Genomic DNA, 8,004 nt, shown 5'->3' with positions numbered 1-8,004 from the left:
CGACACCTACAAAATTCCGCTAACGGAAGAACCCGCCAAACTGCGCGTGGGTGAATCTGGCGCTGTCTATTTTGCGATGAACGGTCAGCACTACGGGCCTGTTGGTCCAAATGGGCAAGTGACGTCCAATGTTGCGCTCTCAGCGGAAGCTGTGACAGAGCGTTACGCTGTTGCCAACTTCGCCGCTGACAAAGATCTGGTTCGTGTCGTCGCTGAATTGCAAGGGATCGAACTCCCAGCGGAATAATTCTGCCGAGTTTCGTCACTCCGCCGCATTGCCTGACAGTCTCTCGCATCCTATGTAAAGCAGAGCTAACTCATGCCGCGAAAGAGAACTCCATGTCGCTGAATCACGTTCGTCCTTGGAAAAACATTTACCGACGCAAGTCGCGGCAAATCATGGTGGGCAATGTCCCCGTTGGCGGCGATGCACCGATTGCTGTGCAGACCATGACGAACACGGATACCTCCGATGTGAAGGCGACAGTTGCGCAAGTTTTGGCGGCCGCCGAAGCAGGGGCAGACATTGTGCGCGTTTCAACACCCGATGCCTCCTCGACCCAAGCGCTCAAGGAAATCGTGCGCGAAAGTCCCGTGCCTATCGTGGCGGACATTCATTTCCACTACAAACGCGCGATTGAAGCAGCCGAATCGGGCGCTGCTTGCCTGCGGATCAATCCGGGCAATATTGGCGATGAAAAACGCGTCAAAGAGGTGATTCAAGCAGCCAAAGATCATGGCTGTTCGATCCGCATCGGCGTGAATGCAGGCAGCTTGGAAAAGCACCTTCTGGAAAAATACGGCGAACCTTGCCCAGATGCGATGGTCGAAAGCGGCCTCGAGCACATTCGCATTCTGCAAGACAACGATTTCCATGAATTCAAAATCAGCTGCAAAGCCTCTGACGTCTTTATGTCAGCGGCAGCCTATCAACAATTGGCCGAGGCGACGGATGCGCCGATCCATCTGGGCATCACAGAAGCGGGTGGCTTGGTCAGCGGCACGATCAAATCGGCCATTGGTTTGGGCAATCTTCTTTGGATGGGCATTGGCGATACGATCCGCGTGTCGCTTTCGGCTGATCCTGTAGAAGAGGTCAAAGTCGGCTTTGAAATCCTAAAATCTTTGGGCCTACGTCATCGCGGTGTGAACATTATTTCTTGCCCGTCCTGCGCGCGGCAGGGCTTTGACGTGATCAAAACGGTTGAGACACTTGAGAAACGTTTGGAGCACATCAAAACCCCGATGAGTCTCAGCATCATTGGCTGCGTGGTGAACGGACCAGGTGAGGCCTTGATGACAGATGTTGGTTTTACAGGCGGCGGCGCTGGATCGGGGATGGTTTATCTCGCTGGCGCACAGAGCCATAAACTTAGCAACGATCAAATGGTCGAACATATCGTCGAGCAGGTCGAGAAACGCGCGGCCGTGATAGACGCAGAATTGGCAGCGGCGCAGGCGGCCGAATAATCGCCTAAAGGGAAAGTGCGGGGGAGTGACCCCCGCCCAAAAGGTTAACCGCGTTCTTCACCGATGATCTGGCGCATACCGTCAAGCGGCACATAGCCACGCACCAAACGATCGCCCATGACAAAAGTTGGCGTGCCACGGATTTGCAAACGCTGCGCCAATGCGCGTGTTTCTGTGATTTCGCGTGTGACGTCGTCGCTTCCCATTTGCGCGAGGATCGCATCTGCATCAAGGCCAAGCCCCTCAGCAAGACGGGATAACGCAGGCGCGGATGGTTCACCGCCAAATGTGATCAACGCATCATGCACGGCTTTGTAAGCGTCAGAACCTGCCACTTGTTTCGTCGCAATCGCAAATCGGGACGAGGCGGACGAAGCTTCACCCAAGATCGGGAATTCTTTGACGATCAAGCGGATGTTTCCATCGCTAGAGAGCAATTCCGCCACTTCGTCATGCGCCTTGCGGCAATAGCCACAGCGATAATCGATAAACTCAATGATAGTAATGTCACCATCCGGATTACCTCCGACCCAAGAGAACCCGTCATTGGCCAGCGCGTCCATGTTCGTTGCTACGAGCGCGATGTCGTTTTGCTCGGCTTGTGCCGCCTGACGCGCTTCCATTTGATTAACGGACTCGATGATGACTTCTGGGTTTTCCATCAAAAAGGCGCGCACTTCCTCGCGGAACAATGTGCGTTCTTCATCGGTCATAGCGTTCAGATCGAGGGCCTGAACCGGGGCGCTGAGCGTTGCGAGACAAAGACTTGTGGTCGCCAGTAGACGTTTCATAATCGGTTTTCCCTAGTTGCTATTTCTTATGTCGTTGCGCAGCACTGAGCACATCCTGCGCCCTTTGCCAAGGACCAGAGCCCGTAGACAGGCGTGATGCCGCACGTTTGGCGTGGAGTTCTGCATCCTCTAATCGCCCAATCAAGGCATAGCGCTCTGCAACGGCCAAAGAGGCCATCGCTGGTTTTCCATTTTTGGCATAGGCGCTGCCGAGATCGCGCAGAACGGATGGATCGCGAAAATCCCTCGCGCGTGCTGTTTCTAATGTTTGTTCTGCTTGCTTGGTGCGTCCAGATGCGAGCAGCGCGCGCCCGTAGCCGCCCAAGATTAGAGCATCGTTCGGGTTAAGTTTCGCTGCGCGGCCATAGGCATTCACTGCTGCATTGAATTGCCGCCCCTCCAATAGAATTTGCCCGAGGAGTTCATGGTACTGGGCGTCTTTGGGACGCGCTTTCAAAAGGCGTTGCATTGTGGCTGCTGCATTCGCCGTTTGGGATCGGCGATGTTGGGCCACGGCCTGCATCATGAGGGTGATATCGGCTGATGGCATGTCTTTCGCGCGGCGCAATGTGCTTTTGGGCGCCTGTTGAAAGGCCCAGAGCTTGCCCTTCGCGCGCTCAAACCAGTAGGCGCTGTCACTGCTATAAGGGCGATCACCGCCATAGCTAGCGACATAGGCCTGCATGGCTCTAACGCGATCTCTGGTGAAGGGGTGCGAGCGCGCATAGGGATCTTGGCGCGCTTCGCTAAGCGCGTCTTGATCCTTGAAAATGGCGTGCACTTCAATCGCGCCGCGCGTTGAAATACCCGAGGCCGCAAGGTAGCGCACGGCAGACTGATCCGCAGAGCTTTCTTCGGCGCGGCTATGGCGTAGAAAACTGCGCTGCGCAGAAGACGACACGCCAATCGCAAGGGCCCCAGCCGCGCTGCTGTTTGCGCCGCTTGCCGCAGCGGCGGCGGCCAAAGCAATGCCAAGACCCGTCACAGAGCGGCGTGTGCCTGCCTGCACCATTCGGCGCGCCACATGCCCATTGGCGATATGCGCCGCTTCATGGGCGATGACGGCTTGTAGGGCTTCGGCGCTTTTCAGGCGCGTGATCATGCCCGTATGAATAAAGATTGCGCGATTATCGACGACAAAGGCATTTGGAACGCGATCGTTAATTAGAAGAATTTTCACCTGATTGGGGCTTAATCCGGCGGCTTGCAGCACAGGTCGGGCCAATTGGGTCAAGGAATGTTCAATATCGGGGTCACGAATAAGGCCCGCTGCGCGTGCAGGCAGGCTCAAAATGCTCAGCATGATCGCAAAACTGATCAACAGACGCATTGACTGTTCTCCCAAATCGCGATGAAAACGCGTGTGAAATATAATGGAAGCCAATTATGCGAAGTTCAAGCCGTGGCAGGGTCGATCCCTTTATTGTGATGGATGTGATGGAGGCTGCAAATGCTGCCGAAGCCGCGGGGCGCCACATAATTCACATGGAAGTTGGCCAGCCGGGAACATCCGCTCCAGAAGGTGCACGCCGCGCGGCGGCGGCGGCGATGGAGCAGGGCGCGCTTGGCTACACAGTTGCGCTTGGGCTGCCCGCGCTGCGCGCCCGTATCGCCCAGCTTTATGGCGAATGGTATGATGTTGATCTTGATCCGCAGCGGGTTGTTGTCACGTCGGGATCGTCCGGTGCGTTCTTGCTGGCCTTCACCGCGCTCTTTGAAGCAGGGGATCGCGTCGCAATCGGCGCGCCGGGGTATCCGAGCTACCGACAAATCCTAAAAGCACTGAGCCTTGAGCCAGTCTTAATCGAAGCGCAGGCTGAAAACCGTCTGCAACCCATCGCGAGCAATCTCAAAGGGCTGAACGCCCAAGGGTTATTGGTTGCATCGCCCGGCAATCCTACTGGCACGATGTTGAACAAGGACGCCATGAGCGCGCTCATTGGGGCTGCGCAAGAGACGGAGACGGCTTTCATCTCTGACGAGATTTATCATGGCATCGAATATGAGGCCAAAGCGGTCACGGCCCTAGAGATCACCGATCAGGCCTATGTGATCAATTCGTTTTCCAAGTATTTCTCGATGACGGGTTGGCGCGTGGGCTGGATGGTCGTGCCTGAAGATCACGTACGCCAGATCGAACGCCTTGCGCAAAACATGTTCATTTGTCCGCCACATATCAGCCAAGTCACCGCGCTTGCCGCGATGGAGTGCGGCGACGAGCTGCAAGAAAATATGAAGGTTTATACGGCAAACCGTCAATTGATGATCGAAGAACTGCCCAAAGCGGGTCTCAGCGCCTTTGCGCCGCCAGATGGCGCGTTTTATGTCTACATCGATGTTAGTGACTATACCGACGACAGCCGTGCCTTTGCCGCTGAAATTCTTGAACGGGCAGGGGTGGCGGTGACGCCGGGGCTCGACTTTGATGCCGCGCGCGGTCATCAGACGATCCGCCTGTCTTATGCGCGCAGCACCGAAGATATCCGCGAAGGTCTAGAGCGGCTCAAGGTCTTCATGGCCGCGCGCGGTTAAGTTTAGTTATCCAATTCGACCCAGACAGGCACGTGATCAGATGGCTTTTCGCCTGCGCGCACGTGTTTGTCGATTTGGCAATCAACCAAGATGTCCGCAACGGCTGGGCTGAGCAGAAAGTGGTCAATGCGAATACCGTCATCGCGGTTCCACGCACCGGCTTGGTAGTCCCAGAAACTGTAATGTTCTGGCCCTTGCACGCGGGCGCGGAACGCTTCGGTTAGTCCTAGATTGATCAAACGGCGATAGGCCGCGCGGCTTTCAGGGCGGGCAAGCGCGTCTTCTTGCCAAGCTTCTGGGCGGCGCGCGTCTTCATCTTGAGGGATGATATTATAGTCACCTGCCATTAAAAAAGGCATTTCCTCAGAAAGCAGATTTTCTGCTCGGCGCTGCAACCGCTCCATCCAAGCAAGTTTGTAGTCGTATTTCGGGCCAGGCACGGGATTGCCATTTGGCAAGTAGAGGCCGCAAAGACGAATGGCTTGTTTACCGATGACCGTCGCTTCAATCCAGCGCGCCTGTTCGTCACTGTCATCGCCGGGCAGGCCGCGCGTGACATCTTCTAAAGGCAGCTTCGAGAGGATCGCGACGCCGTTGAAGGATTTTTGTCCATGCGTTTCAACGTTGTAGCCCATATCTTCAAAAATTTCGCGCGGGAACGCCTCGTCGACAGATTTGATTTCTTGCAAAAGCGCCACGTCTGGTTGGGCCTCTTTCAGCCATTCTGGCAGGGCGTTGATCCGTGCCTTGATGCCATTGATGTTGAACGTTGCGATTTTCATGCTCTGCGCTCCCTTTGCTCAAATAAGCTATCCCCTATGGCGCGCACGCGCGCAAGCGAGAGGCTTCAAAAACGTCGCTGTGATTTGATTTTTCCCCGTGCGCTCGCGAAACTGATCTTTAGACAGTAAGGAAATTGGCGAGGGTCTTATGTTAAAAATTCTGAACTTCTTTAAATCGGCGACCGGCGAAACCAAAGTGCTTTCCATGCGCGAACGCTTTGAAGCGGCACAAAGTGAAATGAACGCTGTTCTTGGCGAGCTGCCTGAGATGCCAAGTGTCACGATCGATGCCAGCGCGCGTAAGATTGATATTACTGCGCCTGAACAATTCGCGGACGAAGCTTTGGCACTGCCAGCACCGGACACGACAGAAGAAGAGAGCGCTGAACTAGCGAAAAGCGACGATGTCGCTGATGCAGAGAGCGATGCACCTGCATCTGATGACAAAGGTTCAAGCGAAGACAAACCGAAAGCTGAAGCCGCCTAAATACCCAGTTTTTGATTCGCCTTTTTGGTGATTTTTGAGGATCGATTCGCTGTATGCGTGTCGATCCTTTTTCTGTTTGAGCACCATTTTTGGGCTATCGGTAAAATTTTTTTGAAAGAGCCTCGGCTTTCGAAAACCTCTTTTTTCTCAAGAGGTTTTGACGAGGTGTGCGTGTGGATAAGTGGGTGGTTAACACGTTAATGGAAGAATAGCGCTTACAAACACACGTTATGCGTGCAAGCGTTTCAGTCATCGAAACACCGAAAAGGAGAATACGATGTCTGCTCTACGTAAAACCATGGAATCCGTTTCAACCCCTAAGTCTGATATGCACACAGGCTTTGGTGCAGAGCTGTATTCGGCAGGGTTCACGCACTGTCTGGACGGCCTCCAAACTCAGATGTTCTCGTCTGGCACAGCGCCATCAACAGAGACTGCGCAATTTGATGGTGTTCTTACGGATATGTTTTCCTCCGGCACATAATTGAAAACGCTATGAACCCGAAGTGCTGGGGCAGCAGGAGCCCCGAGAAAAGGAGCCCATCATGTCTGCCAATGTGATCAGTCTGTCCCAGCACTTCAAACCCAAAACTTCATCAACAACGAATTTTTTGAACTGTTTTGCGCACCATCGAAAAGATCAAAATGATGTGTTCTGGCTCAAGGAAAATGCCGAAATCCTGAACATTTTCGAATGTTGTGGTTTGGGGCAGAAGGCGCAAATTGTTGAGTGTTATCAACCGTTTTATCATAGTCTTTCGGATCGCATTTCATTCTTTCCACAGTACTATCGTTTTTTAACGTCTATTGCGCTCGATCTTGAAGCGCTGGGGATGGAAGGAAGCATTGCCGAGCAGCTGTGCCAATTTGTGGCCAAGCAGGGGGTGCACGATCTCGAGCTTTCTGATTTGCAAAGGGCCGAAGCGATGCGGCTTTTGGCGCGGCGGAATATTCCGGTTCAAGACGCCGATGCGTTGGTCGCTCGGCTTCACGCCTTCATGGACCAGTCGGCGCATTTTGCCTTGCCCAATCGCAAGACGGCTTATGAGCTGACACATATCGTCTTTTACCTCTCCGAATACGGACGGCGCGATCCGAACCTGAGCACTGCTGCTATTCAAAGTCTGATGTTCACCGGAATTTTAGCACATCTGGATGAAAACGCGGATCTGTTGTCTGAAATTTGCATTGCCCTTCGCTACGCGGGCCAAACCCCGCCAGAGCAATGGGAAGAATTGATCAATCAACGCATCGATCTATTTACCATCGAACCCTGTTCAGCGGTCGAAGGTAGCGATCAATATCATGAGTACTTTGTCGCCAACTGGGCCCGCGCCGAAAGCGGTAAAGTCAGTTTTTCCGCACCTGTTGGGGAAGGGGCGCAGTTGTTCAGCCGACCAGAATTCAGCGTCAGAGCCATGCGCGCCCTCTCTCAAGTGTTGTTCGAGAGACCAGATTTCAGGAACGCGAGTTGGGGGGCGAATGAAAGCAATTTGATGGAGCTACTACCAAATGAGATCGGCGCGCATCTGCGCTCTGTCGCCTCCGCAACATCAGAATTTGAAGCCTTTTTTGAACTCTTCGCGCGCCCAGACGTGCCCGGCCTTGCAAGTCATGACCACAAGAATTTGGATCGCAAGGGAGCTGCGTTTTGACCATCCGCCCACTTAAGAATATCGGATCCGGTACGCTAGGAGGGTTGTTTCTAATCCTCCTATATTGCTGTTTTGCCACCAGCGCCGATGCGATCACGCGCACGTTCTCACAAAAATTCGAAGCGCCGCAATTGTTCTTCTTTTCAGGCGCAATCGTCGCATTCCTAAGCGTCGCGTTTAACCGAACCTCAGTCGCCAAGGGCAATTTGATCAGCAAGCGCCCACGCAGTCTGGCGCTGCGGGCAGTGCTCTCTATCTTCGCTTCAGTCTTCTATTTTCTCGCGTTT

Annotated in this window: 8 protein-coding genes and 2 pseudogenes; 7 read left to right on the top strand and 3 right to left on the bottom strand. The window is 54.0% G+C overall.

Annotated elements, in window-relative coordinates:
• Together ABJQ89_RS12045 and ispG are read left to right on the top strand one after the other, a co-directional pair.
• Window positions 1-247, top strand: a pseudogene (locus tag ABJQ89_RS12045) (DUF4115 domain-containing protein); the annotation flags it as partial.
• Window positions 248-339: 92 nt separating this feature from the next.
• Entirely contained in the window at window positions 340-1,470 is a 1,131-nt protein-coding gene (gene ispG, locus ABJQ89_RS12040; RefSeq protein WP_348496476.1) for a flavodoxin-dependent (E)-4-hydroxy-3-methylbut-2-enyl-diphosphate synthase, read from the top strand.
• A 44-nt stretch (window positions 1,471-1,514) separates the two neighbouring features.
• On the opposite strand, the gene ABJQ89_RS12035 is transcribed toward ispG, so the two are convergent.
• Window positions 1,515-2,261: a DsbA family protein gene (locus ABJQ89_RS12035; RefSeq protein ID WP_348496475.1), complete on the bottom strand. Its 747-nt coding sequence runs from the start codon at window positions 2,259-2,261 to the stop codon at window positions 1,515-1,517.
• Between the two features lie 19 nt (window positions 2,262-2,280).
• Window positions 2,281-3,591, bottom strand: a complete 1,311-nt coding sequence (locus ABJQ89_RS12030; protein ID WP_348496474.1) for a M48 family metalloprotease — start codon at window positions 3,589-3,591, stop codon at window positions 2,281-2,283.
• A gap of 56 nt (window positions 3,592-3,647) precedes the next feature.
• Here ABJQ89_RS12030 and ABJQ89_RS12025 point away from each other — a divergent pair, with 56 nt between their 5' ends.
• On the top strand, window positions 3,648-4,793 hold the full coding sequence (locus tag ABJQ89_RS12025) for an aminotransferase class I/II-fold pyridoxal phosphate-dependent enzyme (RefSeq protein WP_348496473.1): 1,146 nt from the start codon (window positions 3,648-3,650) through the stop codon (window positions 4,791-4,793).
• Window positions 4,794-4,795: 2 nt separating this feature from the next.
• Here ABJQ89_RS12025 and xth read toward each other — a convergent pair whose 3' ends face one another.
• Window positions 4,796-5,575, bottom strand: coding sequence for an exodeoxyribonuclease III (gene xth / locus ABJQ89_RS12020; RefSeq protein ID WP_348496472.1), 780 nt, complete (start codon window positions 5,573-5,575; stop codon window positions 4,796-4,798).
• A 148-nt stretch (window positions 5,576-5,723) separates the two neighbouring features.
• Here xth and ABJQ89_RS12015 point away from each other — a divergent pair, with 148 nt between their 5' ends.
• The 4 genes and pseudogenes from ABJQ89_RS12015 to ABJQ89_RS12000 all read left to right on the top strand — a co-directional run.
• Window positions 5,724-6,062 (top strand): hypothetical protein, encoded by a 339-nt coding sequence (locus ABJQ89_RS12015; protein ID WP_348496471.1) that lies wholly within the window; start codon window positions 5,724-5,726, stop codon window positions 6,060-6,062.
• A gap of 277 nt (window positions 6,063-6,339) precedes the next feature.
• Window positions 6,340-6,546: a hypothetical protein gene (locus tag ABJQ89_RS12010; protein ID WP_348496470.1), complete on the top strand. Its 207-nt coding sequence runs from the start codon at window positions 6,340-6,342 to the stop codon at window positions 6,544-6,546.
• A 61-nt stretch (window positions 6,547-6,607) separates the two neighbouring features.
• A complete protein-coding gene (locus tag ABJQ89_RS12005) occupies window positions 6,608-7,717 on the top strand; it encodes a hypothetical protein (protein ID WP_348496469.1) in 1,110 nt (369 codons plus the stop codon).
• Window positions 7,714-8,004 (top strand): annotated as a pseudogene (locus ABJQ89_RS12000) (hypothetical protein); the annotation flags it as partial. The gene ABJQ89_RS12005 and the pseudogene ABJQ89_RS12000, both read left to right, overlap by 4 nt.

It is taken from the genome of Planktotalea sp., assembly GCF_039984035.1.
In the GTDB taxonomy this organism is placed as follows: Bacteria; Pseudomonadota; Alphaproteobacteria; order Rhodobacterales; family Rhodobacteraceae; genus Planktotalea.
The sequence above is the reverse complement of the archived record's forward strand: the minus strand, read 5'-3'. Positions and strand labels throughout refer to the sequence as shown.